We start from the raw sequence: 26791 nt of genomic DNA, 5'->3' as shown, positions 1-26791 counted from the left end.
ATCATGGAGTGACAAGCACCCCGTTAGTGACTAAATCTTTGCTGATGCCTTGTTCAGTAGCACTTTCCAGATTAAACACTGCAACGACACCACTCAGGTGTTCGGCCTGGCTTGCCAGCGCATCGGTGGCGGTTGCGGCTTCTTCTACCAGTGCAGCATTCTGTTGGGTGACCTGATCCATCTGGCTGACGGCCTGCGCCACCTGTTCGATGCCGCGACGTTGCTCGTCAGAGGCGGAAGCAATTTCGCCCATAATGTCGTTAACCTGCGTCACCGAACGGACGATCTCCGCCATCGTCGTCGCGGCGGTATCCACCAGTTGCGAACCCTGATGCACGCGGTCAACCGACTCTTCAATCAACACTTTGATCTCTTTTGCCGCCTGCGCACTGCGTTGTGCCAGGTTGCGCACCTCGCCTGCGACTACGGCAAATCCACGCCCTTGCTCGCCAGCACGAGCCGCTTCAACGGCGGCGTTCAGTGCCAGAATATTGGTCTGGAAAGCGATGCCATCAATCACGCTGGTGATGTCACCAATTTTCTTCGAGCTTCCGGCGATGTCGTGCATGGTACGTGCGACATTGGCCGCTTGCTGGCCGCCTTGCTGCGCGGTATCGGCGGCAGTGCGAGAAAGCTGCGCTGCCTGGCGCGCGTTGTCGGCGTTCTGGCTCACGGTTGCGGTGAGTTGTTCCATACTGGCGGCGGTTTCCGCCAGCGACGCAGCCTGCTGTTCGGTACGTGATGAAAGGTCATTGTTGCCCGCAGCAATTTCTGCGATACCGGTGTGCATCGCGCTGCTGCCCTGGCGAACCTGCCCCACCGTCTCTTTAAGCTCCTGCTGCATGTTTTTCAGGCTGCGGAAAATCTCAGAGATTTCGTTACGCCCAAAGACACCGATCGGGCGTGCCAAATCCCCGGCGGCAATATGCTCAAAATGACTGCGGACGATTTCAAGTGGGCGCACCAGCATTCTGCGTGACCAGACGATTGAGCCAATCAGCATCAGAATCGCAATCACCGTGACACAGGCAAAAATAATGGCCGAGATCTGGTAATTGGTTTTGCTGTCTGCACTCGACGCCGCCACGATGTCATTAATACTTTGCTGCCAGGCATTAAAGTTGGCATCAAAAATATCCTGTGACTTCTGAATCGGCGCGCTGAGGAAATCAGAAAGCTGATTGCTCTCAAGCCAGGTCGACTGATGCTGCAGATCATCGCGATAGGTGGCGTAACTTTGTTTGGTTGACGCCATCATCTCCTCACCTTCTTTATTCAAAGGTGGGATTTCCAGAAACTGGTTAAACAACATGTCAGCCTGTTTCAGGCTGCCGCGCGCGTTGGCCATCAGCCGTTTAATATCGTCTTGCGGATAACTGAGTGCCGTCAGCGTCCCGGCCCGGCTCAGCGCCGTGCTGGCCTGCAACAAAGCCGCACGGCTTTGCGTTAGGGTGTCACGTTGCTGGTTTCCGACTTCAACCATTTTTAAATTCTGAAAGTCATCCCTGAATGCCCAAAAGGACAGTCCATTACTGCCAATCTGCAATACGCCGCAGACGATCAAGATTAACAACAGCGTGGTCGAAATTCGGATACGGTTGAACATCACATCCCCTCAGCTGGCATGTCTGGCAGCCATTAATGATTCTTAGAAAGTTTCCCAATTGTCGTCATGCCCACTGACGGTGGCTTTACTGGTCTTGAGAACCGGTGTCGCCACACTCGAGGCAATAACAGCAGGCGTCGTCGCAGGTTCAGCCTGTAAACGGAAGGCTGCGACCAGTTGGTTTAGCATGCTGGCTTGTTCTTCAAGGGCGGCTGCGGCAGAAGCCGATTCTTCCACCAGTGAAGCGTTCTGTTGCGTGACGCGGTCCATTTCAGACACCGCCAGCGCAACTTGATCGATACCGCGGCTTTGTTCGTCAGAGGCGGAAGCAATTTCGCCCATGATGTCTGTCACGCGCGTCACCGCATTGACGATGTCGCTCATCGTTTCCCCGGCGCTTTCCACCAGCACTGAGCCGGTATCCACGCGGGAAACTGAATCTTCAATCAGCGATTTGATCTCTTTGGCGGCCTGCGCACTGCGCTGCGCCAGATTACGCACTTCGCCCGCGACTACCGCGAATCCACGGCCTTGCTCACCGGCACGTGCCGCTTCCACCGCGGCGTTCAGCGCCAGGATGTTGGTCTGAAAAGCGATGCCATCAATTACGCCGGTAATGTCAGCGATTTTTTTCGAGGAGCCTGCGATGTCGTGCATGGTTTTCACCACGCCATCCACCACTTTGCCGCCACGCTGGGCCGTTTCGGAGGCGCTTAAGGCCAGTTGTGAAGCCTGGCGGGCATTTTCGGCGTTCTGTTTCACCGTCGCAGTAAGCTGTTCCATGCTGGCAGCTGTTTCTTCAAGCGAAGCGGCTTGCTGTTCGGTGCGCGATGAAAGGTCATTATTTCCGGCGGCAATTTCGCTGGCTCCGCTATAAATCGCGTCGGAACCATCACGCACGCTGCCAACGGTGATAATCAGTTCTTGCTGCATATGGCGCACGCTGGAAGTCAGCACGCTGATTTCATTGCGCCCGCTGGACACGATATTTTCCGTCAAGTTGCCGTTAGCGATTTCACGAATATGGCCGATAACCACTGACAGCGGTTGCAGCAGAATGCGGCGCATCCCAGCCCACACCAGCAGAATCACTGCAAAGAGCGCTAACGCCAGTCCGGCGATTTGCCATTTGGCAAAGTTGTAATTATGGGTGCTGGCAATAAACGACTGCTCATACATGCGGTCGTTCATGGCGATGTAATTACCATATTCAGTCTGGAGGGCGTTTTGCAGGCTTTGCGTGGACTGCGCAAAATAGGCGTCCATGTTGCCACTTTCCAGGTAACCCACCAGTTCGCTCAGCGCCTGGTTGTAGTTCTGGTAATCGTCATCAATGCCTTTGACCAGGGTTTCCAGCTCTGGGTTAATAGCGGGGATTTGTTTAAACAGGGCGTAATGTTGCTGGGCGCTGGCCAGGGATTTTTTAGCGTTATTGAGCAGTTCGGTTTTAGCCGCACTTTGCCCGTTGCTGGCATCCATCATCATACGAGCGGCGGAGCGGCTGAGATTGATGCGGGTTTGCAGCATCAATTCCCAGGTATTAGCCAGTTCCGATTGTTGAACGCGTAACTCTCTGGAAACTTTAAAACTGTCGTTATTATCTTTAAGTGAGTTAAAAAACATTCCGCCAGAGATGAGCTGGAGGAGTGCAAACACCACCAACACCATCAAAAGCACGGTGACAACGCGAATACGGTTCAACATATAACACCCTTTTAATGATTTCTTATCGGTGTTATCGGCATACGGTGTCGAAACTTTACGTGAAACTTTTGGGATGTTTTTGTCGGATAAGGACGTCGGGGCACTGCGTTTGCCCAACCTACGGACGAGCGGACAATGGCGGTAGTTGCATGATTGCTGACATGTTGTTGCATAAGGCATTCTGTATTAACAAATGCGACAAAAAGTAAAAAATAGTTGAATCCGGACGCTGTTTGCTTCAATTTATGGGCCGAATACTTATTGGGCAAACATAATAATTATATATGGTTCAATAGGTTAAATTATTGTTACTAAACCGGATGGGGTTACTACGTAAGTGTCAAACTCAAACAAACTCACGCTGTTTATTTTGCTATTCATGTTCGCCGGTATTCTCTCGGGCGCCGCCATTCATGAATACGCTGCCGCAGACAACATCAAAAGTTATGCCGAAAACATCACGCTGTTTACCGACATTTTTTTACGACTGATCAAAATGGTGATTGCCCCTTTGGTGTTTAGCACCTTAACGGTTGGCATCATGAAGATGGGCGAAACGTCAACTATTGGCCGCGTCGGTGGTAAAGCGATGGTGTGGTTTGTCTCCTCTTCCATCCTTTCCATTCTGGTGGGTTTGTTCATCGTCACGCTTCAGCAGCCAGGTGCGGGCATGAATCTCCAGGTTCCTGCAGGTGATGTGCAAACCGGCCTTGCGGTTAGCGGCATGAACCTGAAAGCCTTTATCTCGCATACCATTCCAACCAGTATTGCGGGTGCGATGTCGAATAACGAAATCCTGCAAATTGTGGTGTTCTCTTTATTCTTCGGTATTGCGGGCGCTTCGCTTGGCGAGAAATTCAACACGCCATTAGTGGCAGCGCTGGATGTGGTTTCCCACATCATGCTGAAAGTGACGGGTTATGTAATGTACGTGGCACCGCTGGCAATTTTTGCCGCGATATCTTCTGTGGTGGCCACCGAAGGTTTGGGCATTTTGCTCAACTACGCCTCGTTTATCGGCGGTTACTATCTGGCGATCATCCTCACCTGCATGGTGCTGATTGGCGTCGGTTACATGGTGCTCAAGCGTGATGTGTTCCGCCTGATTGCCATGCTCAAAGACCCAGTTCTGGTTGCGTTTACTACCAGCAGCTCAGAAGCGGCTTATCCTAAAACATTGGATCAGCTCACGCGCTTTGGTTGCTCACGTAACATTGCATCCTTTGTTCTGCCGATTGGTTATTCGTTCAACCTGGTCGGTTCGATGGTGTACTGCTCTTTTGCTTCGATGTTTATCGCCCAGGCCTATAACATCCACCTGAATTTCTCTGAGATTGTGGTACTGATGCTGACGTTGATGCTGGCATCGAAAGGTATCGCTGGGGTGCCGCGTTCTGCACTGGTGGTGCTGGCGGCCACCATTCCAAGCTTTAATATCCCGGTGGCAGGTATTTTGCTGCTGATGGGTATCGACCACTTCCTCGATATGGGCCGTTCAGCGATTAACGTGCTGGGTAACGGTGTGGCAACAGCGATGTTGTCGAAAAACGAAGGCGAGATGGAAGAAGAAGTCGAAGCTGGCGAACGCGTAGAAGCGTAATACGCTGATGATAGTGGCGGATGGCGCTTGCGCTTATCCGCCCTACAAAAAAACCGCATCGCGTAGGTCGGGCAAGCGCAAGCGCCACCCGACAACCCGCTAAGCCAAATCAGGCTACGCGGCTAACATCATCGATCAGTGCCATCTCTTCGCTATTCAGCAACTTCTCAATGTTCACCAGAATCAGCATACGGTCACCCAGTGCGCCGAGACCAGTCAGGTATTCCGTTGACAGCGTGACGGCAAATTCAGGTGCCGGGCGGATTTGTTCAGCCGTCAGCGACAACACATCAGACACGCCATCCACCACAATCCCCACCACACGTTGGCCGAAATTCAGCACGATAACCACCGTGTTATCGTTATATTCCACGTCATCTTGCGCAAACTTAATGCGCAGATCGAGGATAGGCACAATCACACCGCGCAGGTTGGTCACCCCTTTGATAAACGCAGGCGTGTTGGCAATACGCGTCACTTGATCGTATCCGCGAATTTCCTGCACTTTTAAAATGTCGATGCCGTACTCTTCGTCGCCGAGAGTGAAAACGAGGAACTCTTGCCCTACCGTTTCCCCGGTCATTTTTGTCACATTAGTTAATCCAGTCATTTAATTATCCTATTCTAAAACCCGGAGGATCAGGCGGCGTGGCCGGCCATACGTTGTTCACGGTTCAAACCTTGCAGCGCAGAAACATCAACAATCAGCGCCACACTGCCATCGCCAAGAATGGTGGCAGCAGAAATACCCGGCACTTTGCGATAGTTACTTTCGAGGTTTTTCACCACCACCTGGTGCTGACCAATCAACTGGTCGACCAATAGTGCGTAACGCCGTCCGGCACTTTGCAAAATCACCACGATGCCCTGCGTCGCTTCAGTTTTAGCGCCAGTCACATCAAACACTTTCCACAGTTCAACCAGCGGCAAGTATTCGCCACGCACTTCAAGCACGCGCTCGCCACCCGCCAGCGGATGCAAATCATCTTCCTTCGGCTGTAACGACTCCATCACCGCGTTGAGCGGCAAGATAAAGACTTCGTCACAAACTTTGACCGACATGCCATCAAGAATAGCGAGGGTCAGCGGCAACATAATGCGGATGGTGGTGCCGACATTGGCCTGCGATTTGATTTCAACATGGCCACCCATTTCCTGGATGTTACGTTTCACCACGTCCATACCGACACCGCGCCCGGACACATCAGTGACCTGCTCGGCGGTGGAGAACCCTGGGGCAAAAATCAGCATGCCCACTTCATCGTCAGACATGTTTTCGTGTACCGCCATGCCTTGCGACAGCGCTTTGGCAAGAATGCGCTCACGGTTCAGGCCAGCACCATCATCAGAAACTTCGATGCAGATATTCCCGCCCTGGTGTTCTGCCGAAAGAATCAAATTTCCTACTGCCGATTTACCCGCCGCGTGGCGTTTTTCCGGCGATTCGATACCGTGGTCGAGACTGTTACGCACCAGGTGAGTTAATGGGTCAATAATGCGTTCGATTAAACTTTTATCCAGCTCCGTTGAGCTACCCTGCAAAGTCAGTTCGACTTGTTTACCCAATTTACCCGCCAGATCACGCACCAGACGCGGGAAGCGACTGAAGACATACTCCATTGGCATCATACGGATAGACATCACTGACTCTTGCAGGTCACGAGCGTTACGTTGTAACTGACCCATACTGGTAATCAATTCGCCGTGTTCAACCGGGTCAAGTTCGTTGGAACGTTGGGCTAACATCGACTGGGTAATCACCAGTTCGCCTACCAGGTTAATCAGCTGATCGACCTTTTCCACGGCGACACGGATGCTGCTTGACTCACTGACACGCGGCGGTTTGCTTTCTCTTTCGCTACGTGGTGCAACGGGTGGCGCAACCGCAGCCACTGGTTGCTCTGCATTCACAGCAACAGCAACCGGCGTTTCAGCTGCTACAACTTCCGCAACTTCTTCTGCTGTGCCGCTTGCCACTAATGGCAGGAATTCGATCTGTTCAGGTTCGATAACAAAACAGAGCACTGCGCTGATGTCATCGGCACAGACGGTGGTTTCCAGCGTTGCGGTCACTGAACTTTCACCCTGCTCGACATCGCTTATCGTGCCGAGGTTAGATAGCTCCTCGAGCAACAAACTGCGCTCGCTGGCTTTTAAACCGGTAATGGCAATGCGTAAATAGCCGTCACTGGCAGGCGCTGTTTCAACAGTTTCTTTTTCAACAACCGTTAATTTTGTAGCCTGCGTTGGGGTTTCACCTTTGGCTTCCAGAGCCAGTTGGCGTAACGCTTTGCAGATATAATCGAAACTCTCAGCATCCGGTTCCTGGGAGTTTTTATAAGCGTCCAACTGTTCCTGCATAATATCTTTGGTTTCCAAAAACAGGTTGATGATATCGGTGTTGAGTTGCATCTCACCACGTCGCGCTTCGTCCAGCAGGTTTTCCATTAAGTGCGTGGTTTCCTGCAAAATGGAGAAACCGAACGTTCCCGCGCCCCCTTTGATCGAGTGCGCAGCACGAAATATGGCATTCAGCTGTTCTGAATCCGGCGCTTCAGGCACCAGGTTCAGCAGATGTTGTTCCATATCAGCCAGTAGCTCGTCGGCCTCGTCAAAAAATGTTTGGTAAAAATCGCTGATATCCATACTCACGCTATCACCTCGTACCGGATTGTGGCGGTAATGTGTTCTGCGCCGGTTCTACGGCCACAGGTTGTTGGAGAATGCTTAGTGGCTGATTATCGCTTTCTGCGTTTTCGTGCACGATGGCCTCTTCAGCTTGTTTATTCAGTACCAGCAAACTAATGCGTCGGTTGATCGCATCGCCAGGTCCGCGGTTTGTCAGGCGCATGGTGGATGCCATGCCCACAACACGCAGGACCTTGCCGTCGATAAGTCCACCCGACATCAGTTCGCGACGCGAAGCATTTGCCCGGTCCGCAGATAACTCCCAGTTGCTATAACCACGCTCTCCCATGGCATAAGGCAAATCATCAGTGTGACCAGACAAGCTAATTTTATTAGGAAAATCATTAAGTAACGGCGCAATACTGCGCAGAATATCGCGCATATAAGGCTCAACTTCAGCGCTACCGTTTTTAAACATTGGGCGGTTCTGGCTGTCGATGATTTGTATCCGCAGCCCCTCTTGAACCAGGTCAATCTGCAGATGCGGACGCAGTGCTCGCAACCTGGGATCGGCGTCAATCAATTGATCCAGTTTGTCGGCCAATCGCTTGAGACGACTGGTTTCCATTTTTTTCCTGAGATCTTCAATGTTGGGCTGTCTTTTCACTTCGCCCTGTTGTTGGGTCACATCATCGCCACCGCCAGGAATCGGACTTTGGCTATCGGCAATGCGTTGCCCGCCGGTAATCGCGGCAGAAAGTGGTGTACGGAAGTAGTCGGCAATTTGCGCCAGTTCTTTAGGGCTGGAGATGGAAATCAGCCACATCACCAGAAAAAAGGCCATCATCGCGGTCATAAAATCCGCGTAGGCAATTTTCCATGAACCGTGCGCGCCGCCGCCGTGGGCTTTGTGTTTGCGTCGTTTTACGACAACAATCGGGCGCGCGTTGTGTTTCATACTTCTTCTTCCGTGGCACGCTGCTGCGTGTTCGGGGAACGAACAGCACGCACATGTTCTTCAAGTTCAATGAACGACGGACGTTCACTGGAATAAAGAGTTTTACGGCCAAATTCGACAGCGATTGGCGGCGCGTAACCGTTAAGGCTTGAGAGCAATGTGACTTTCACGCACTGCATCATTTTTGTGGTTTCAGCACTCTTTTGACGCAGAACGGTCGCCAGAGGCGAGATAAAACCGTAAGCCAGCAAAATCCCAAGGAAGGTTCCGACCATGGCGTGCGCAATCAGCGACCCCAGTTCACCTGCCGGTCTGTCGGCGGAAGCCAGTGCGTGAACCACGCCCATCACTGCCGCAACAATGCCGAATGCCGGAAGGGAATCCCCCATTATTGCCAGGCTATTTGCCGGTATTTCCGCTTCACTTTCGTGGGTTTCAATTTCTTCATCCATCAACGCTTCAATTTCAAACGAGTTCATATTCCCGCTGATGATCAGGCGTAGATAATCAATAATGAAATCCAGCATCAAAGTGTCAGCTAAAATGCGCGGGTAGCTGGCGAATATTTCGCTCTCTTTAGGATTTTCAATATCACGTTCCAGCGAAAACATCCCTTGTTGACGTGACTTCGCCATCAAGCGATATAACAACGCCATGAGATCCATATACATGCTTTTGGTATATTTCGAGCGACGAAAAAGTAATGGCAACGCTTTTATCGTCGCTTTAATCGCTTTACCGTTATTACCCACGATAAAGGCCCCAATACCCGCCCCACCAATGATGATAAATTCAGCTGGTTGATAGAGTGCGCCAAGATGACCGCCAGTCATCATATAGCCGCCGAATACTGTCGCAATAACGACCAGATAACCTATTACAATCAGCACGAGTACATCCTTCTGCTGTTAAATGTGACGAGGAATCACAAATCAGAGGTGAAAACAGTCAGGCGCGGGGCAAAAAAAAGCAGCGATAATTGCTTATCGCTGCTGGAGTGTTTATCCACACCGAACTGTTAAACGGCCTGTTTGACCTGTTCATCCAGCAGTTGTGGAATAATATCGGCAGTATTCGAAGAAAGTTTACGTCTTTTTACTGCTCTCGATGGAGGCTGGCACAAACTACAAGCAAAGCTGCCTGCTGGCTGGTGTGCGTGGGTGATAAAGTTACCACCGCAGCAATTACAACTACTCAATTCAAGCATATTGCTTTCAACAAAACGGACAAGGGTCCAGGCGCGAGTCAGCGCCAGTAGCGGGCCACCCTCTTGTGCCGGACACTGTTCAAGATAGAGGCGGTAAGCTTTGATGACCGCGTCAACACCGGAACATAATCCGGTGCGTAGTAAAAACTGCCAGGAGTTGCAAAACATGGAAGCATGGATATTTTGCTCCCAGGTCATAAACCAGTCGGTAGAAAAAGGTAGCATTCCTTTCGGCGGAGGACTCCCGCGGAGCTCTTTATAAAGTTTGATTAGTCTGCCACGGCTTAATTGTGTTTCGCTTTCAAGCATCTGCAATCTAGCGCCCAGCGTGATTAATTCCATCGCCAGTTGTATGTCGCGGGCTTCCTGAACAATACTTTTCTCGCTCATTTTGTTACGCCCTTTTTTTGCGAGGTGCCTCGTCTATCGGCGACACCTCTTTTAATAAGCGGGTGGATAACAAAATGCCAGTATGGATTTGCTGTAAATCGTCCACACGTGAGTCTTGTGTTAAACGAGTAATTGATTGGTTATCACTAAAACGGAACTGACAAATCAGTTGATTGGTTTCCGCCAATTTTACCATTTGTGGCAAGGTTAATTCGCTAAGGGTATTGGCCATATCCTCGCTCACGCCCAAACGAAACATTGCTGAAGGTTTGTCGCCATTAATAAGGCGTTGCGCAAGAAGTAAATACGACAAATTAATATCGTAGATATGTTTTAACAACTCGGATGTATGCATTTTGTTCATCCTGAAAAACTAACTTTTATACATGCGGCGATGCCGCACCCCGTGAGTCGCCGGGAATTCCCGGTTAAAATTAAAACAACCAAAAAAAGCTCGTTAACTAACCGATAGGATGCACTGAATCCACCGCGCCAAAAATGCAGTGAAACTTCCTTGTGGGTGCGTTCATATCCGAGCGTAAAAATTTGTAAGAAATTAAGATTTTTCCTAATTCCGCGCAAACTCTACTCGTAGCCCTTTAGACATACAATGCGGGGGTCGTTGAATTTTCAAGTTTATGTGATGGAGATCACATATATTTACTGTATGCATCCCACTAAAACATCAGTGAGACTTTCCATTTGAATGTTTTATAAACAAACTCGGTATATCCGTTACGTTTATCTGGAAAAACCTTATCTTCGCGCTAACAACCCTATGACTTACGAGCAATAACACGGTCAGGAATTATCTTATCTGTGTGATTTATCTCGCATTTTCAATTAGACCAACGAATACACTAATAAAAATCCTACTTTCAGCATGTAACACCTTGTAAGACATTATTTTGCCTAAGAAAAAGAAGTCATTCGCTATTGAATTGGAGCGGCATGGTAACCAGAAAAAATAATACAAAAGTTTGATGGTAAAACGAGCAATTTATACTTCACATTCTCATTACAACTATTTTACATTAGCGTTATTTATGAATTTTCTTGAGCAGGCTCACAGTTCCTGTGGTTACTATACTTGCGCAATAACGTAGATTGATATAGGAAGATGTTAACCGTCTGGTTCTCAGGCAACAGGAGGTTGTAATGAGTTACAAACATATACTGGTTGCTGTCGCTGTCAGTCCTGAAAGCCATTTGCTGGTCGCCCGGGCAGTTTCTATTGCCCGGCCAGTTAATGGGAAAATCACTTTAATTACACTCGCCTCGGAACCCGAACTCTATAATCAATTCGCCGCGCCTATGCTTGAAAACTTACGGGAATTAATGCTTGAAGAGACGCAGATCTTTATTGATGAACTGCTCGAAAAAGCTAATTACCCCATTGCTAATACTGTTATTGCTACGGGCGAATTAAGTGAGCATATTTTGGCAATCTGTAACCAGAGATCGGTAGATTTAGTGATTTGCGGCAACCACAATCAAACCTTTTTCAGCAAGATAATTTGCTCCGCGAAGGCGGTAGTCGAGTCAAGCAAGGTGGATGTGTTGTTGGTGCCATTGGGCACTTAATGTTTATGGCTAATGTTTATGGCAGTCCGTGATTTTCCGTTCACCCGTAAATCTTCTTTCTCTTATAGCTCAATGAACGGTGAACGTATCAAGGGGTTAACGCCAACCCCTTGATAATCCCGGCGTCCGGCAAATCAATCGCCGCAAGCGGTAAACCTCCAGTTTGCCTCCGTGTCAGGGTCGGTTGCGATTCGTTCCCGACGATCGCGCCCTCCAGTCGTTCCCGACGACTGGACCCTGCCACCTGGAGCCAAAATGGAGGCGATTGAAGCCGGAACCAAAGGTCAACATCAAAGGATAAAGACCACACCGAACCGGTTTTGACCTTGTTCCCGGTATAAATTGCCCCAGAAATCGTAGGTCGGATAAGCGTGAGCGTCATCCGACAAAACAAGTTGGCGCGGAAATCACGCCAGCTTCGGAAACGTCGCCACCTTCTTATCCAAATTTGATTCATCGCAACGCTGCACGGCCTTCTTTAGGTCGTCAATAAACCTCTGCTGCCAGCGATGAATGTCATTCTTTTCAATCACCGCCATCATTTCACTGTGGCGTGATATTCGCTCAGCAAGCGGCATGGTTAATGCGCGATCCAGTGCCGCGGCAACATCATCGCGGTCATATGGGTTAACAATGAGAGCGGACGATAATTCATTCGCCGCGCCAGCAAATTTCGACAGCACCAATACCCCTGGATTAGCCGGGTCTTGTGCCGCCACGTACTCTTTTGCCACCAGGTTCATGCCGTCACGCAGCGGCGTTACTAAACCGACATCGGCATGTCGGAACACTTTCATCACCAGTTTGCGGTCAAAGTGCTGGTTCAGATAATACAGCGGCGTCCAGCCCAGTTGCCCGTATTTACCATTAATGCGTCCTGCTTCCGTTTCCAGTTGATGACGAATATCCTGGTACGCCTGAACATCGCCGCGCGACGTCGGCGCAATTTGCGTATAACGAATTTTGCCGCGGTGCTGCGGGTAGTTTTCCAGCAAAGCTTCAAAAGCGAGGAAGCGTTCCGGCAGCCCTTTGGAGTAGTCCAGTCGCTCTACAGAGAAGATGTTTTTGATGCTCCCCAGTTCGGCTTTGAGTTGTGCGAGTTTTGGTGGCAGCGGCCCCTCGGCGCTCTTTTTGATCTCTTGCGGCTCAATGCCTATCGGGTAAACCTCGGTGCGGAAGCTATTGCCAAACGCTTGATGCTGGTTCTTACCTTTATTTTCCAGACGCGTCTGGGTGGCGACACAATCGAGGAAAGCCTGACGGTCGTTCTCAGTCTGGAAGCCCAGCAAATCGTATTCACACAACGCCTCAATCAGCTCGCCATGTGGCGGCAGCGCGTTGAATATTTCAGGGGTTGGGAACGGAATATGCAGGAAGAAACCAATACGATGATCGAGCCCCTGTTTGCGGCATTCGGCGGCAAAAGGCAGCAAATGGTAGTCGTGCACCCACAGAATGTCGTCATTCTCCAGCAGCGGCTTGAGTTTGCTGGCCAGCAGAGTATTGACCCGTTGATATCCTTCCCAGGCTTCTCGCTGGAAATCGACCAGATCCAAACGATAATGAAACGCTGGCCAAAGTACCGCATTCGAGAATTGTAGATAATAGCTTTCGTAATCTTGTTGGCTCAGATTGAATGACGCCCAGGTAATGTTACCTCGTTTGGTCTTTTTTAAAGCAGCATCGGGGTCTCCCACTTCACCGCTCCAGCCAAACCATAATCCACCCGCCGTTTTTAACGCGCCTAAAATTCCCACCGCCAGGCCACCGGCACTGGTTTTTTTATCGTCCGGCGGCGCAATGCGATTAGAGACTACCACTAAGCGGCTCATAATCTTCTCCCCGTAAAATGTCTGACTTTTGTTGTTCTATGTAATGCGTTAATTTTCCAAGCCAGTGATAAACCATGCGCACATTTGCCAGTCGGTAATGGGCACTTGTCACGCCCGCACCGACTTTGATGGTCAGCCCGCCAAGGGCATTGACCTGTTTAAATCCCGCCTCGTCCGTAAGGTCGTCACCAATAAATATCGGGGTGCGCCCGGCAAAAGGCGCTTCCTGCATAAATGCGCGTATCGCGGCCCCTTTGTCGATGCCCAGCGGTTTTAACTCCACCACACATTTCCCTGGCTGTAATGCCAGTTCGGGATAGCGTAACGTCATCGATTTCGCCAGTTCTAAAATGGCATCGGCGGCCTCCGGTGCGTGGCGGTAATGCAGCGCAAAGGCCATGCCTTTGGCTTCAATCTCTGTGCCCGGAAACGGCAGGAGTGCTTCACTTAATTGCTGCTGGAGCGCGTTTACGACCGGCTCAGGTAGGGTCACAACATGGGTTTTATCATTGATGTCACGGCGTTCAGCCCCATGCACGCCCGCAAGCGGGAAGTGAAAGGGTGTCGCGAGCCTATCGAGCTCGGACATTGAGCGCCCTGAAATCAATGCCAGTGCCCCGTTGCTCATCACGGACATTTTTTGCAGTAACGTGCGCACGGCGGCCGGAATGTAGACTTGATCCGGGTGCGGTTTGATTTCTGCTAGCGTGCCATCGAGGTCAAAGAAAAAGGCAAGGTTTCCTGAAAGTAGAGGCGGTACAGATGAGACTTCAGCCACCAGCGGCTCCTCCTTACATGGTTAATCTCGCCACCGTAACGGTAACGAGAGATGATGATTAGCCATGTAAGTATAGACAGGGTGACGGGTGTCGCAATTTTCCAGGATAAATCACCAGGCTGCATGCAGCCTGGTGTCATGGTATGGCAGAGATTAGAAGAAGCTGGCGATCAGGCCTGAAATAGCCACCAGCCCCATGACCGTAACGAACACATTGCTCGCTTTGCCACGGAATTTCGCCAGTGCCGGCACTTTGTGGATAGCGTACATCGGCATGATAAACAGGATCATCGCGATGATTGGGCCGCCCAACGATTCAATCATGCCAAGGATGCTTGGGTTCAGTGTTGCCACCAGCCACAGGCTCAGCAGGAAGAACAGCGCAATCGCTTTATTCAGTTTGCGGTCATCAAAACGCTTGCCGTTGTGGCGAGCAATTTTCTTAACCAGACCATGCAGACCTTCACGCGCGCCCAGGTAGTGACCGAAGAAGGAACTGGAAATCGCCAGAATTGCCACCAGTGGGCCAAAGATGGAGATTAACGGGTTATCGAATTTGTTCGCCAGGAAGCTCAGCATCGAAATATTTTGCTGTTTTGCTGCCAGCAAATCCGCAGGCGTCACGCTCAGAACACAGCTAAAGACGAACAACATGACAAATGCCAGCAGGATCGTCGAGGTTTTACGCAATGTCTGGCTGGATTTTTCATCCGCGTGATTGCCATATTCACGGCGCTGTGACAGCGCAAACGAGGAGATAGCCGGAGAGTGGTTGAAAGCAAACACCAGCACCGGAATGGTCAGCCACATGGTGCTGGTGAAATCGATAGCACTTGGCATCTGCGACAGCGCAGCAGTATTCCAGTGAGGAATCAAATAGAGTGAGAGGAACAGTAAAATACCCACTAACGGGTAAACCATCAGTTCGGTGATTTTCAGCATCACACGTTCGCTGGTCAACATTACCGCCATCAGCGCGACAATCAGCACAATCGACAAAATAGCTCGCGGTGGAGACGCCATTCCCAATTGGTTAACCATCAGAGAATCAATGGTATTGGTGATGCCCACGCCGTAGATCAGCAGAATTGGGTAGATGGCGAAGAAATAGAGCAGTGTAATTAAGATGCCCGCTTTAGCGCCGAAATGCTCTTCCACCACTTCGGTGATGTCGCTGCCAGGGTTACGTGAGGATAAAACAAAACGTGCAAGGCCACGGTGTGCAAGCCAGGTCATCGGCCCAACAATCACCGCGAGGGCGACTAGCGGCCAAAATCCGCCCATTCCGGCGTTGATTGGCAAGAACAACACCCCTGCCCCGACGGCGGTTCCGAACAGACTTAATACCCAGGTGGTATCAAACTTACGATTTTCAGGAACACGTACTTTACTGCTGGTGTAGTTTACATCACTGCTCATTGGCTCATCTCCTTGAGGCCGAATTTCAACGCCGCCAACTATACTTTAGCAGCGTGACTATTTCAGTGATTCACCTCTTGGTTTGCATTAGTTTCTGGACGGAAATACTGATAAGTGAAGTGATGTCACATTAAAAAACTGGTGGATGTCGCTTACGCTAATCCACCGGATGACTTTTCTGCGAGGCCGGGTATTTATGCCGTGCGTTTCGCTTTCTGTTTGTAACGGTCAAAGATAACCGCTGCTAACAGGATCAGACCGCGCACCACATACTGCGAAAATGGTGAAATATTCAGTAAGTTCATGGCATTTTCTACGGTGCCGAGAATCAAGATACCGGCAATCACGTAGGAAATTTTGCCAATCCCCCCTTTCAGCGATACGCCACCCAATACGCAGGCAGAAATCACAATCAGTTCGTAGCCAATAGAGGTCATTGGCTGGCCGCTGGTCATACGCGAAGCCAGTATTATCCCTGCAGCAGCCGAGACTAAGCCAGAAAGAATGAAGATAATGATTTTGGTGCGCACCACAGGAACACCTGCAAGACGCGCCGCTTCTTCATTACCGCCAATCGCCAGCGTGTTGCGGCCAAACGTGGTTTTATTGAGTAAGAAGCCAAAAATTATCAGGCAACCGACCGTCAGCCAGATTGGTGCAGGCAACCCCAACCAGTTGGCATAACCCAGCGTAAAGAAGCGCTCATCTTCAATGCCGACCGCTTTACCATCAGAAATAATGTACGCAAGTCCGCGCACAATCTGCATGGTGGCAAGGGTGGTAATCAGGGCGTTGATTTTCAGCCTGGCGATGACAAAACCGTTAACCAGGCCGCTTAATACGCCAAGCAACAGCCCAGCCGCCACGCCAATCCACAGGCTTTCAGTCAGGTTGATGACCACCGCCGTGGTGACGCCCGCACAGGCAATCACTGACGCAACAGACAAATCAAAATCACCGGATGCCAGGCAGAACAACATGCCACACGCCACCATTCCCGACATCGAAATGGCTAATCCCAACCCTTTCATGTTCACAAAAGAAGAGAAGTTTGGCACAAAGATGGCGCAGGCGATAAACAGCACCGCGAACACCACCAGCATGCCGTAGTTGTCCCAGATGCGCCCAAGACTTAAAGACGACTTTTTCTTGCTATCGCCCGACGAGGCATTGGTTGATGATGCTTTCGTTGATGATGGAGTCAATGCAGACATTTTTCTCTCCTTACTCATGCGGCTGACGCGCTGGTTTTTGGCATCGCCAGGCTTAATGCTTGCTGTTCATTGGCTTCGCCATGCAGCAGTTCACCGGCTATTTCCCCTTCGCGCATCACAATGATGCGGTCGGCAAGCCCTAACACTTCAGGCAAATCGCTGGAGGCAAACAGCACCGCCACACCTTGAGCCGCAAGCGCATAAATCACGTTGTAGATTTCGTGTTTTGCGCCGACGTCGATGCCGCGTGTTGGCTCATCTAGCAGAATCACTTTCATCTCTTCTGATAACCAGCGCCCTAAAATCGCTTTTTGTTGGTTACCACCAGAGAGATTCATGATCAGCTGTTCAGCCGATGGGGTTTTGATATTCAGGGAACGGATGTGAGAGGCGGCGTTGTCGGTTTCCCAACGGTTATTAATCAGGCAGCCTGCACTAATATGTTTGCGCCGCGCACTGATATTGATGTTGTCGCGCACCGAGTGCACCGGAATAATACCGTCCGCTTTACGGTCTTCCGGGCAGAGCATCATGCCCGCACGAATCGCATCCGCCGGTTTATTGATGTTGATAACTTCGCCATCAATCTGCACTTTGCCTTCCGTTATGCGCGTGCCGCCAAACATTCCTTTCATTAATTCGCTACGCCCGGCACCGACCAGGCCAAATAGCCCAACGATTTCGCCACTGCGAACTGAAAGCGAAATCGGCGTGCGCACACCTGGGGCTTTTACGCCCTCAAGCCGCAAACGCTCAGCCCCATGGTCGCGTGCTTGCCAGCCATAAATATCACCGAGGTCGCGCCCGACCATCGCCTGTACCAGCGAATCATGGTTGACCTGTTTCATGTCATCGAAGGTGCGCACGTAGCGACCATCTTTGAACACGGTAATCGCATCGCTGAGGGCGAAAATCTCTTCCATACGATGCGAAACGTAAAGGATGACGCGGCCTTCAGCGCGTAATTCACGAATCACGCGGAACAAATTGTCGATTTCACGACGTGAAAGCGAACTGGTGGGTTCATCAAAAGCGATAACTTTTGCGTTACGCGCCAGCGCCTTGGCGATTTCCACCATCTGCCACTGGCCGATAGACAAATATTTGAGCGGCGTGCTCGGGTCAATATCCAGCCCCAGATGCTCAAGCTGTATTTTAGCTTCGTAATTGAGTAGCGAGCGGTTCACAAACCCTGCTTTATGCGGCAGTTGCCCAAGGTAAATATTCTCGGCAACCGACATTTCCGGCACCAGGTGGAGTTCCTGATAAATAATCGCGACACCGGCATTAAGTGCCGCAGGGGTATCAGCAAAGGTAACGGGTTCCCCACGCAGCACAATGCTGCCTTCAGTAGGCGCATAGTTCCCGCTGAGGATTTTCAGCAGCGTTGATTTTCCTGCGCCATTCTCCCCCATTAGAGCGTGAACTTGCCCGGCATAGCAGTCGAAACTGATGTCCTGTAAGGCTTTCACGCCGGGGAAGGTTTTGCCTATACCACGAAAAGAGAGATACGGTGTCTGGTGTTGCATGACATACCCCAATGTCGGATGACGCTTGTGCTTATCCGACCTACAGTTGGTGTTGACGTTGGTGAGATTTGGGTAGGGTGGATGAGCGCAAGCACCATCCACCACAAACTTTACTTACCGCCGAGACCTTTTTTCGCCAGTTCTTCTTTAAAGTTTTCGCGCGTGATCAGCACCACGTCAGTCACTTCGGTGAACTTCGGTGGTTCAGCCCCTTTAGTGACCCAGTTGTAGAGCATTTCGCTGCTCTTATAACCGTGAACGTCCGGGCTTGGCAGCAGTGAACCATAGAAGCCGGTAGCCTGCGCCTTCGACAGCTCGCTTATCGCATCCACCCCATTGATACCTACACCAATCACGTCTGGCGCTTTAAAGCCCTGACCTTCAGTGGCGCGCACGCCGCCCAGCACGGTGTTGTCGTTCATGCCGACAATCAGCCAGTGTTTCACTTCAGGGTGCTGAACCAGCATGGAGTTTGCGGCATCGAATGCCCCAGGGATGTCGTTAGATTTAGTTGGGACTTTGTAGATTTGTTTTTCCGGGAAACCGGCGGCTTTCAGAGCGTCCATCGAGCCAGAAGTACGACGGCGAGCGGTGTCGAGTTCATCTGCTGTAATCGCCATCACCGCCGACTCTTTCACATCCCAGCCACGTTTCTGCATCTCTTTGTACAGCTCTTGCCCCTGGCGCTCGCCGATTTTGGTCGCTGCCATCATCACTAACGGCACGGTGTCCATCGGTGCGCCTTTGGCGGTGACAAACTGGTCATCCACGGCAATGACTTTCATGTCGTAGCTTTTCGCTTTTGCGACAATTGCTGAACCCAGTTTTGGATCTGGCGTACAGATAACAAAACCTTTCGCGCCGCTGGCGGCCAGGCTGTCGATAGCATTAAGGGTTTTTTCGCCGTCCGGAACCGCAATTTTAATCACTTCAAAACCGAGATCTTTGCCGGCTTTATCGGCAAATTTCCATTCAGTCTGGAACCAGGGTTCTTCTGGTTGTTTCACCAGAAAACCGAGCTTCATGGTTTCAGCGATAGCGGATTGTGACATAACCGCCGCAATGCCGATGGCCGCTAGCGCCTTAGTAAATTTGTGCATGGTAAACTCCCGCTCGATCTTATTTTATGTAGGGTAAGGTTTAGTTAAAACAAGCCATTAGCCGTTTCGACTTTTAGCTATTGGGCTTACGATAGTTGTAGCGGGAAATTAATCATCCATAGGAGAGCGCAATCACACGCCAGAAATACAGTAAAAGCGTACATACATTCAGCCATTAAAGGCATAAGAATGAGCAGATATGTATGATGAATTGAGAGGTAATTAGCTGAATTATCCATAAGTACAGCCAGCACATCCTTGCGGCTTTGTTGACTATCAGGCGGGAAAAGTATTGATCAGAAAATAAAATGTTTTAATAAAAAGCAATGCGGGAGTAATACGATTTTTTTGTTAATACGAATACTCAGGGGAATAAAATATTCCCTGAGTATTCACCACTACCACGGATAATAAATATGATCCGCCTGGTCGCGGGCTGGCGCTTCATCACCTTCCAGGCGAGCTGCAACGGTCAATGCAAAATCAAACACTTTGCCCAGCCCCCTTCCGCTAATCAGATTACCGTCCTCAACGACATCAGCGTCAACATATTCACCGTCTTTCACCTGCTGCCATAAATCACCGGAGCAGACGTAACGGCGGCCTTTCAATAAACCATTTCCACCCAAGACACGTGCCGCGGCGGAGCAAATCGGGCAGATAAATTTGCCCTGTTCGTCATGACGGCGCACGAAGGCAATCACACTGGCGCAACCTGCCAAAAAGGCGCTGCCTTCCGGGCCGCCGGGTAAAACCACGGCATCAAAGGTTTCATCAAAACATTCGCTTAATGTGGCATCGGCAACCATCGGAATATCGTGGTAACTCACCACGGCGCGCGTATCTACGCAAGACAGTGTACGAACGTTAACTTGAAGGCGGCGCAAAATATCAATAATGACAATAGCTTCACCTTCTTCAAAACCAGGAGCCAGCAGAACAGCAACAGTTTTCATTCCAACTCTCCATGTTGCCCCCGCAGGCCTGCGGGGGCGAAATATTTACCAGTAGAGATTCCATACCTTGCGCACGCGGGTCAGTGCTTCCAGGTAGAAATAGTCACCCCAACTACAGCATTCATCGACACCTTTGCCGCTTGCCATGTGATAAACCGAGTGTTTCAACAAGCCTTCACACGCTTCATCGTCGCGTGCCAGATAGTTATCCGTCAGTGACTGGATAATCCGCAGCGCCATCTCTTCATAATGGGCACGATGTTCATCCAACACCGGCAGCGTGTTGACCAGTTCCAGCAAGCCACAGGCGGTAATCGCCGCCGCCGAGCTATCACGCACCGCATCGGTTCCCAGCAATGCCAGATCCCAATGACAGACATCATCTTCCGGCAAGCGGTTGATAAAGTAATGTGCCAGGCTGCGGGTGAGATCCACCATGCTGGTGTCACCGGTGTACAGGTAAGTGAGCAAGAAACCATAGATGCCCCAAGCCTGCCCACGCGACCAACACGAAGTGTCACTGAAGCCCTGATGCGTATTACCAAATCGTGGCTCGCCCGTTTCCACATCCATATAGAAAGTATGGAAAGTGGAGGAATCCGGACGCACGATATATTTTGCCGCCTGCTGTGCGTGTGCTGTTGCCGCTTGCGCGTAACGCGCATCACCCGTTTGTTCACTCGCCCAATAAAGCAGCGGAAGGTTCATATTGCAGTCAATAATCATCCGCCCCTGTTGTTCCGGGTCATTCAAATCGCCCCACGCCTGGATGATTTTGGCGACCGGGTTGTAACGTTCCATTAAAATGTCAGCCGCTTGCAGCGCAGTCTGACGAGCCGTTTCATTACCCGTTAACCGCCAGGCATTGATGCATGACAAGGTATAAAGAAAGCCCAGGTCATGAGTCGCGGTTTCAATACGCTGGTCTAAACGTTCCGCGAAAGAGGGCAAGTAGCGCTCGGCGGCTTGACGATATTTGTCATCGCCGGTCAACTCCCACATCAGCCACAACTGGCCAGTCCAAAAACTGGTTGTCCATTCGACGTTGCCTGTTGGTGCCCATTTTCCGCCTTCACAGGCTTCATTTGGGAACTTGTCACCCAGGGCAATGATGTTTTTGTCCAGTTTTTTGGTCACGCTTTTTAACGCGGCATCCAGTTTGCGATTCAGTGCCAGACGGTCAACCTGATGTAATTCAATCGGGCGCAGCGGCTCGGTCACGACTTTTTCAGTGGCAACAGTACGGGTCATAACGTCTCCTAAGATTAATGTTTTACCGGCTCGGCCGGTGCGGTATTTAAAGCGGGTGCGAAATTGCGGGACTCATCGCGCTTTGACTGGCAGCGCGAGAGTGTGAAAGCAGAAACCAGGGTGAACAGCAGCGCACAACTTCCCATGATTAAGTAGGTCTGCCCGAAGCCAATTTTGTCGTACAGATATCCGGCTGGCGGTGCCACAACCACGGAACCGACGTAGATCATGGCCTGATAACCCAGTAGATACATGGTGGCGTTAATTTTTTTGTCGAAGTGCTCCGCGATGTATTTGAATACCGAAATCAGCAGGAGCGAGATCTCAACACCGTAGAACGGTTTGATGATCGAGATGATCAGCGGGTCGCTGGTCAGGCCGGATGCAATCAGACGGGCTCCGACTACGCAGCCACAGAACAGCAACCCTTTTTTGGCACCGTAGTGATTTACCAGCAACGGGATGAACATCATCATCACGAATTCCATGCCGGACTGGACGGTGCTCAGGTAGCCGTACCACGCATTGCCCTGCTCTTTGGTGTCGAAGAACGAAACGAAGTAACGCGGGAACTGCTGTTCAGCAACAAACATCATCCATGCCACACCGGCGACATAGAGGCTAAACATCCAGAATTTGCGGTTTTTCAGTAACATCAGCACATCGGCAAAGACGATTTTGTTTGCGGAAATCACGTTGTTACTCCGCAGTTGCTCGTCGCCAATTTTCAGGCTGACCAACATCAGGAGCATCAGCACTGACGTGGCGCTGCTGACAAGGAAGTTGGCCAGCGGCGTGTAGTTGAACAGCAAACCGGAAACCGAAGCGGCCATTGCCCAGCCCAGTGAACCCCACATACGAATGCGACCAAACTCCAGACCATACATGCGGCTAAAGCGGTCAGCATAGGATTCGGAAGCGGCCACACCGGCATACCAGCCCAGGCTCAGGTACAGCGCACCAATCACAATCCCCACCATGGTGTGCGTCAGTAGTAAAGGTTGGTAGATGAAAACAAAGAACGGGGCCATCAGTGCGGAAACGGCGCAGACAAAATAGAGCAGCCATTTACTCATGCCGATCTTATCCATGATGTAGCCATAGACCGGTTTCATCACTACGGCAAAGACTCCATTGATAGCAAAAACACTACCGATCGTGATGCTGTCTAAACCGACTTTTTGACTCAGCCACAAGGCATATAGCCCGAAGCTTGAGGACCAGGTGAAAAAGTAGAGAAAAATGAAACTGCTCATTTTTATTTGTGCGGTACGCGTTATTGTCGACATGTTCATTGGTGTTTCTCCAGAATCATCACGGCAGTTTATTCAACATGATTTGTGTTTCGAGCTTACCCATCACCAGGCGCACAACACCCTCGCTGACCATGGCTTGCGGGCGAGTGTTCGCATCAAATACCGCTGAATCCCCTGCCCAGACAGCACTGATTAACAGATGCGTGCCTTTACTCAACTCCCCTTTCAACAGCGGAACCGCAGCCCGTTCAGCAAAGAGCAGGTTACTGTTTGGCGGCGTTAACACCTGGTCGCCATTGCGCGGTTGCGGGCTCAAACAGTAAATGACACTGGTATCCGTGACGGAGGTCAGTTGGCAGCAAGCTTTCGCCATTTGCGCTTCGGGAAGCGGACGGTTTGGCAGGCTGAAACCGCCTTCAGCACAATCCAGTTCACGTTCGGTTTTGAGGGAATGCACACGCACCTGCCAGTCGCCCAGCGGCAGTAACCAGGTGTCGATAGTCACGTCACTCCATGGCAGCCAACGGCTGTAAATCATGCCATCCGCGGTTGTGACGTTCTGGCAATCGCGACGCCCGCGCCAGTAATCGTCTTTTTCAGATAACAGCAACATCGAATCTGGAGCCGCGTGATTTAAGCCGTAACGCCCCCGCTCAATGGTGAAACCATAGCGTGTGGAATAAGCAAATTTGCAGTATTTAGCTTCGGTATTAACGAAGTTATTCAGCTCAAGCTGGCCGGAAGTTAGCATCCATAAATGATTAGGCTGATGAACCAGAATTTGCGCAGCATGAGGAATGCTATGGTGTGCGTCACCAGGTGGCAGCGGCAACTCTTGCGCCTGCCAGAAGGCATCGTCCTGGCCTAACGCCAGCACCAATACGGTTTTTAGCCCCCAGTACGGAGAGCCCGGTGCGTTGTAATCTTCCGCCATGACAAGATTTGGGTAGCTGTAACCGACGCTCAGCACACCATCGCGGTCGAACAGCGGTTGTTGCAGCCACCAGCGTAAATGGCGTAGAACAATGCCCTTTACCACGCCAGGTTCAAAGACTTCCAGCCCGGCAAATGCCGCAGCACTCCAGAATGCGCCCTGTGCGAAGCGATAAGTCAGGCTGCGGCCAAAGGGAATAGCAGCGCCGTCGTCCGCAAAGAAATGGATAAAGTCGGCAGCGAACAGGGCCGCCCGCTCGCGCAGTTTATTGCAACGTTCAGGATCAACATCCGCCATTAATTTGGCGTAAATCAGCCCGTAGAAATGGAAGCCCATCGAAATATAGTAATCACGCGGGCGTCCTGGGCCGTCTGAATACCAGCCATCGCCGAGATAATATTGTTCCATGGCAGCAAAATGCGTTTCCAGCGCATCAGTATTGTTCGGCATTCCACAACGATGGAAACCTACCTGCACCAGAATTGGGAAGAAATGCCAGTTGTTATCTGGAATATCCTGGTTTTCACTTTGCCTGAGCCACTGCCAAAGATGCTGTTTTTCTTGTTCATTGAAATGCGCCAGCAGCGGCTTATGCGCTATCGCCAGCATTAACCCGTAGGCTGCCATTTCCACAATGCGCTGATCGAAAGGTGCCACCTCCCCCCAATAATCTGCGTGCTCCGGGTTAGTACCGTTTTTTATCGCCTGGATATAAAAAGAGAATTGCTCTGGTTCACTTCCACCCGCCAGCAATGGAGTCACCCCCCACAGCAAACGCGAGAAAGTTTCCATATTGGCAATCTGCTGGCCGTAATGTGCAGTGAAATTAGCAAGGTCGACCCGACTGGCATCTTTTTTAAAGAATGGCGAAACGGCATTCAATAATTCGTTAACCAGTTTTTGTAGATCGTCCCTGCTTTCAAGGCGGTTGTTTATTGTAATGTTTTTAGGTTGCAAGATGTCCTCCCGTTAAACACGAGAATAGAGTAAGTTATTGTTATAGCTATTTTTCAGTGCGCTAATACTTCGCGTTGATGAACAGATTAGTCGCTTTTATTCAAGGCTCAGAGTGAGCCGCATCACAAAAATAAACCGCCATTTCAATTTCGCTGGATTTTTCTATTCGCAAGGTGAATAAATTACAAATGATGGCGTAAAAACTTAAATTTGTTGTCCTGGAGGGGAAATGAGCGAAGCACAATTGATGGAGCGCATCACACTTGATAGCCAGGTTATCTCATTTCACCGTTTACGCGCTTCAAGTGCTCAGTACTATCACTGGCATCAATGTGTTGAATTTCTCTATATTTCAAAAGGCTATGGCATTGTTGTCGTGGATAATCAACATTACACCGCGCGGCCTGGCCGGTTATTTATTTTCCCACCGTTCCGTTTGCACAAAGTGCATGTCGAAGCCAGTGACAAAAACCAGTATCACCGCACCACTATGCACATTGAGCACTCTTCAGTGATCGGCTCTTTGCAGGCATTTGCGCGCCAACAGGCTCAATTTTCAGCCCTGGCCGCCAGCAACGTGCCCGCGCAGGTGTACGATTTGAGTGAACAGGCAGAATTTATGGAAGTGATTCTTGGCGGGTTCGATAAGCTGGATCCGACAGCGCACTCAACGGCCAGTGATGTTGCGTTTATGGTGATGCAGATTATGGCGTTTCTCCCCGCGCAGCCGCAGGCATTTATCCCGCAACAGCCTACGGTTGCCTCGCGCATCATGCAGTGGGTCGAGAATAATTACAGCACCAAGTTTTCACTGGATGAACTTGCACAATCTATTGGATTATCGCGCAGCTACACTTCACGTATTTTTCGCCAGCAGACCGGCGGCAGTATTCATGAGTACTTACTGACGCGGCGCATCAAGAAAAGCTGCGACCTGTTGCGCACTTCGCCGTTAAGCATTGACGCCATCGCTCAGGAAGTGGGGTTTATCGAGGACACTTATTTCATTACTTGTTTTAAGAAGATGATGAATCAAACTCCGTTGCAGTACCGGAAACAGTCACGAGCGCAATTATCCGATGGGCAGAAAATATGATCTAACACAATAAACAAGCACTAGCCTATTCCAGTACTCAGCTGTGAATCACAATTTAGCTCATTATATTTATAAAATATAAAAACAAAGTCGCGCATTAATAATCATTTCATTTTTAGCCTTTGCTATTTATTAGTACTCCAGGCTGAAAATAGTGATAAAACGACATAATTAATAGTTCTCCGAATACCCCTAAAGAGGTATGGTTTAAACATCCCCCATGAATTTTTATTGTTTACCCCATCTTCACCGATGTTCCGATTCAATAAAGGAATGATTATGGCAACTTCCGGCATGGTTCAAAGACTTAACTTACAGATAAACCGCGACTTCTACTCCTCCAACCTTTATTTGCGCTTAAGTCACTGGTGCTCCGAAAAGAGTTTAACGGGCACAGCGATCTTTTTAAGAAATCAGGCACAATGCAGCGTCACGCAAATGATGCGTATTTTTACTTTTATGAAGCAAGCCGGTGGTAATCCTATTGTGGCGACGATTGAAGAACCGCCACGCGAATGCGATTCATTAGAAACGTTGTTCGAGCAAACGGTGGCCGATTATGACCAACGTTGCGCGACATTAACCACACTGACCGCAGAAGCTACCGCATTAAATGATTTCTCGACGCTCACTTTCCTGAAAACCATGGATCGGGAGCAGCAAGACGAAGGTGTGTTGCTCAATACCATTCTCGATGAAGTCCGTAATGCACATAAAGCCGGAATGTGCATGAGCCAGACCGATGAGCATTTGACGAATTTGGTGAATCATCAGCAGCATTGAGGCCTTTTG

22 protein-coding genes are annotated in these 26791 nt (G+C 50.3%); 4 read left to right on the top strand and 18 right to left on the bottom strand.

The features are described from left to right. Position 1: 1 nt before the first annotated feature. Together MNO13_RS10575 and tar are read right to left on the bottom strand one after the other, a co-directional pair. Positions 2–1606: a methyl-accepting chemotaxis protein gene (locus MNO13_RS10575; protein WP_241939959.1), complete on the bottom strand. Its 1605-nt coding sequence runs from the start codon at positions 1604–1606 to the stop codon at positions 2–4. 42 nt (positions 1607–1648) lie between these two features. Next, positions 1649–3310, bottom strand: coding sequence for a methyl-accepting chemotaxis protein II (gene tar / locus MNO13_RS10570; RefSeq protein ID WP_064545818.1), 1662 nt, complete (start codon positions 3308–3310; stop codon positions 1649–1651). 337 nt (positions 3311–3647) lie between these two features. Here tar and MNO13_RS10565 point away from each other — a divergent pair, with 337 nt between their 5' ends. After that, positions 3648–4910: a dicarboxylate/amino acid:cation symporter gene (locus tag MNO13_RS10565; RefSeq protein WP_064545816.1), complete on the top strand. Its 1263-nt coding sequence runs from the start codon at positions 3648–3650 to the stop codon at positions 4908–4910. A gap of 109 nt (positions 4911–5019) precedes the next feature. Here the strand turns inward: MNO13_RS10565 and cheW are convergent, their stop codons facing one another. The 6 genes from cheW to flhD form a co-directional block, all read right to left on the bottom strand. After that, the gene (gene cheW / locus MNO13_RS10560) at positions 5020–5520 is read right to left on the bottom strand and encodes a chemotaxis protein CheW (RefSeq protein WP_064545814.1); all 501 of its coding nucleotides are present in this window, start codon (positions 5518–5520) and stop codon (positions 5020–5022) included. A 29-nt stretch (positions 5521–5549) separates the two neighbouring features. Then, the gene (cheA, locus tag MNO13_RS10555) at positions 5550–7556 is read right to left on the bottom strand and encodes a chemotaxis protein CheA (protein ID WP_241940064.1); all 2007 of its coding nucleotides are present in this window, start codon (positions 7554–7556) and stop codon (positions 5550–5552) included. Between the two features lie 10 nt (positions 7557–7566). Beyond that, the gene (gene motB, locus MNO13_RS10550) at positions 7567–8496 is read right to left on the bottom strand and encodes a flagellar motor protein MotB (protein ID WP_064545810.1); all 930 of its coding nucleotides are present in this window, start codon (positions 8494–8496) and stop codon (positions 7567–7569) included. Then, on the bottom strand, positions 8493–9386 hold the full coding sequence (motA, locus tag MNO13_RS10545) for a flagellar motor stator protein MotA (protein ID WP_064545808.1): 894 nt from the start codon (positions 9384–9386) through the stop codon (positions 8493–8495). Before motA ends, motB begins: the two co-directional genes overlap by 4 nt. 128 nt (positions 9387–9514) lie before the next feature. After that, the gene (gene flhC / locus MNO13_RS10540) at positions 9515–10093 is read right to left on the bottom strand and encodes a flagellar transcriptional regulator FlhC (protein WP_064545806.1); all 579 of its coding nucleotides are present in this window, start codon (positions 10091–10093) and stop codon (positions 9515–9517) included. 4 nt (positions 10094–10097) lie between these two features. Then, the gene (gene flhD, locus MNO13_RS10535; protein ID WP_064545804.1) at positions 10098–10448 is read right to left on the bottom strand and encodes a flagellar transcriptional regulator FlhD; all 351 of its coding nucleotides are present in this window, start codon (positions 10446–10448) and stop codon (positions 10098–10100) included. An 803-nt stretch (positions 10449–11251) separates the two neighbouring features. On the opposite strand from flhD, the gene uspC reads away from it, so the two are divergent. Further along, on the top strand, positions 11252–11677 hold the full coding sequence (uspC, locus tag MNO13_RS10530; protein ID WP_064545802.1) for a universal stress protein UspC: 426 nt from the start codon (positions 11252–11254) through the stop codon (positions 11675–11677). Between the two features lie 407 nt (positions 11678–12084). Here uspC and otsA read toward each other — a convergent pair whose 3' ends face one another. From otsA to MNO13_RS10480, 10 genes are all read right to left on the bottom strand, one after another. Beyond that, on the bottom strand, positions 12085–13509 hold the full coding sequence (otsA, locus tag MNO13_RS10525; protein ID WP_241939958.1) for an alpha,alpha-trehalose-phosphate synthase: 1425 nt from the start codon (positions 13507–13509) through the stop codon (positions 12085–12087). After that, the gene (otsB, locus tag MNO13_RS10520) at positions 13484–14287 is read right to left on the bottom strand and encodes a trehalose-phosphatase (RefSeq protein ID WP_064545796.1); all 804 of its coding nucleotides are present in this window, start codon (positions 14285–14287) and stop codon (positions 13484–13486) included. The genes otsA and otsB overlap by 26 nt, the downstream gene beginning before the upstream one ends. Positions 14288–14440: 153 nt before the next feature. Continuing rightward, entirely contained in the window at positions 14441–15706 is a 1266-nt protein-coding gene (locus MNO13_RS10515) for an HAAAP family serine/threonine permease (RefSeq protein ID WP_064545794.1), read from the bottom strand. A gap of 194 nt (positions 15707–15900) precedes the next feature. Further along, positions 15901–16920 carry an L-arabinose ABC transporter permease AraH gene (araH, locus tag MNO13_RS10510; protein WP_241939957.1) on the bottom strand — a complete coding sequence of 340 codons (1020 nt, stop codon included), beginning with the start codon at positions 16918–16920 and terminating at the stop codon, positions 15901–15903. A gap of 14 nt (positions 16921–16934) precedes the next feature. After that, a complete protein-coding gene (gene araG, locus MNO13_RS10505) occupies positions 16935–18449 on the bottom strand; it encodes an L-arabinose ABC transporter ATP-binding protein AraG (protein ID WP_121813723.1) in 1515 nt (504 codons plus the stop codon). Positions 18450–18559: 110 nt separating this feature from the next. Beyond that, positions 18560–19549: an arabinose ABC transporter substrate-binding protein gene (locus MNO13_RS10500; protein WP_064545789.1), complete on the bottom strand. Its 990-nt coding sequence runs from the start codon at positions 19547–19549 to the stop codon at positions 18560–18562. Positions 19550–19947: 398 nt separating this feature from the next. Continuing rightward, a complete protein-coding gene (locus MNO13_RS10495) occupies positions 19948–20505 on the bottom strand; it encodes a DJ-1 family glyoxalase III (RefSeq protein ID WP_064545787.1) in 558 nt (185 codons plus the stop codon). 45 nt (positions 20506–20550) lie between these two features. Then, on the bottom strand, positions 20551–21756 hold the full coding sequence (locus MNO13_RS10490; protein WP_064545785.1) for a glycoside hydrolase family 88 protein: 1206 nt from the start codon (positions 21754–21756) through the stop codon (positions 20551–20553). Between the two features lie 14 nt (positions 21757–21770). Continuing rightward, a complete protein-coding gene (locus MNO13_RS10485) occupies positions 21771–23045 on the bottom strand; it encodes an oligosaccharide MFS transporter (protein WP_370090857.1) in 1275 nt (424 codons plus the stop codon). 25 nt (positions 23046–23070) lie between these two features. Continuing rightward, on the bottom strand, positions 23071–24903 hold the full coding sequence (locus MNO13_RS10480; RefSeq protein ID WP_241939956.1) for a DUF2264 domain-containing protein: 1833 nt from the start codon (positions 24901–24903) through the stop codon (positions 23071–23073). A 229-nt stretch (positions 24904–25132) separates the two neighbouring features. On the opposite strand from MNO13_RS10480, the gene MNO13_RS10475 reads away from it, so the two are divergent. Both MNO13_RS10475 and MNO13_RS10470 read left to right on the top strand, forming a co-directional pair. Then, positions 25133–25999: an AraC family transcriptional regulator gene (locus MNO13_RS10475; RefSeq protein WP_064545778.1), complete on the top strand. Its 867-nt coding sequence runs from the start codon at positions 25133–25135 to the stop codon at positions 25997–25999. A 279-nt stretch (positions 26000–26278) separates the two neighbouring features. Next, positions 26279–26782 carry a non-heme ferritin-like protein gene (locus MNO13_RS10470; protein ID WP_064545776.1) on the top strand — a complete coding sequence of 168 codons (504 nt, stop codon included), beginning with the start codon at positions 26279–26281 and terminating at the stop codon, positions 26780–26782. The last annotated feature ends 9 nt before the right edge of the window (positions 26783–26791 follow it).

The organism is Buttiauxella ferragutiae, from assembly GCF_022637515.1.
GTDB lineage: Bacteria > Pseudomonadota > Gammaproteobacteria > Enterobacterales > Enterobacteriaceae > Buttiauxella > Buttiauxella ferragutiae.
Note: the sequence above shows the minus strand (reverse complement) of the source record. Positions and strands in the feature narration are given on the sequence as shown.

Coding starts and splice junctions, on each gene's coding strand:
- MNO13_RS10575 (WP_241939959.1), bottom strand. CDS start 1,606: ATGTTCAACCGTATCCGAATTTCGACCACGCTGTTGTTAATCTTGATC.
- tar (WP_064545818.1), bottom strand. CDS start 3,310: ATGTTGAACCGTATTCGCGTTGTCACCGTGCTTTTGATGGTGTTGGTG.
- cheW (WP_064545814.1), bottom strand. CDS start 5,520: ATGACTGGATTAACTAATGTGACAAAAATGACCGGGGAAACGGTAGGG.
- cheA (WP_241940064.1), bottom strand. CDS start 7,556: ATGGATATCAGCGATTTTTACCAAACATTTTTTGACGAGGCCGACGAG.
- motB (WP_064545810.1), bottom strand. CDS start 8,496: ATGAAACACAACGCGCGCCCGATTGTTGTCGTAAAACGACGCAAACAC.
- flhC (WP_064545806.1), bottom strand. CDS start 10,093: ATGAGCGAGAAAAGTATTGTTCAGGAAGCCCGCGACATACAACTGGCG.
- flhD (WP_064545804.1), bottom strand. CDS start 10,448: ATGCATACATCCGAGTTGTTAAAACATATCTACGATATTAATTTGTCG.
- uspC (WP_064545802.1), top strand. CDS start 11,252: ATGAGTTACAAACATATACTGGTTGCTGTCGCTGTCAGTCCTGAAAGC.
- otsA (WP_241939958.1), bottom strand. CDS start 13,509: ATGAGCCGCTTAGTGGTAGTCTCTAATCGCATTGCGCCGCCGGACGAT.
- MNO13_RS10515 (WP_064545794.1), bottom strand. CDS start 15,706: ATGAGCAGTGATGTAAACTACACCAGCAGTAAAGTACGTGTTCCTGAA.
- araH (WP_241939957.1), bottom strand. CDS start 16,920: ATGTCTGCATTGACTCCATCATCAACGAAAGCATCATCAACCAATGCC.
- araG (WP_121813723.1), bottom strand. CDS start 18,449: ATGCAACACCAGACACCGTATCTCTCTTTTCGTGGTATAGGCAAAACC.
- MNO13_RS10500 (WP_064545789.1), bottom strand. CDS start 19,549: ATGCACAAATTTACTAAGGCGCTAGCGGCCATCGGCATTGCGGCGGTT.
- MNO13_RS10495 (WP_064545787.1), bottom strand. CDS start 20,505: ATGAAAACTGTTGCTGTTCTGCTGGCTCCTGGTTTTGAAGAAGGTGAA.
- MNO13_RS10490 (WP_064545785.1), bottom strand. CDS start 21,756: ATGACCCGTACTGTTGCCACTGAAAAAGTCGTGACCGAGCCGCTGCGC.
- MNO13_RS10485 (WP_370090857.1), bottom strand. CDS start 23,045: ATGTCGACAATAACGCGTACCGCACAAATAAAAATGAGCAGTTTCATT.
- MNO13_RS10475 (WP_064545778.1), top strand. CDS start 25,133: ATGAGCGAAGCACAATTGATGGAGCGCATCACACTTGATAGCCAGGTT.
- MNO13_RS10470 (WP_064545776.1), top strand. CDS start 26,279: ATGGCAACTTCCGGCATGGTTCAAAGACTTAACTTACAGATAAACCGC.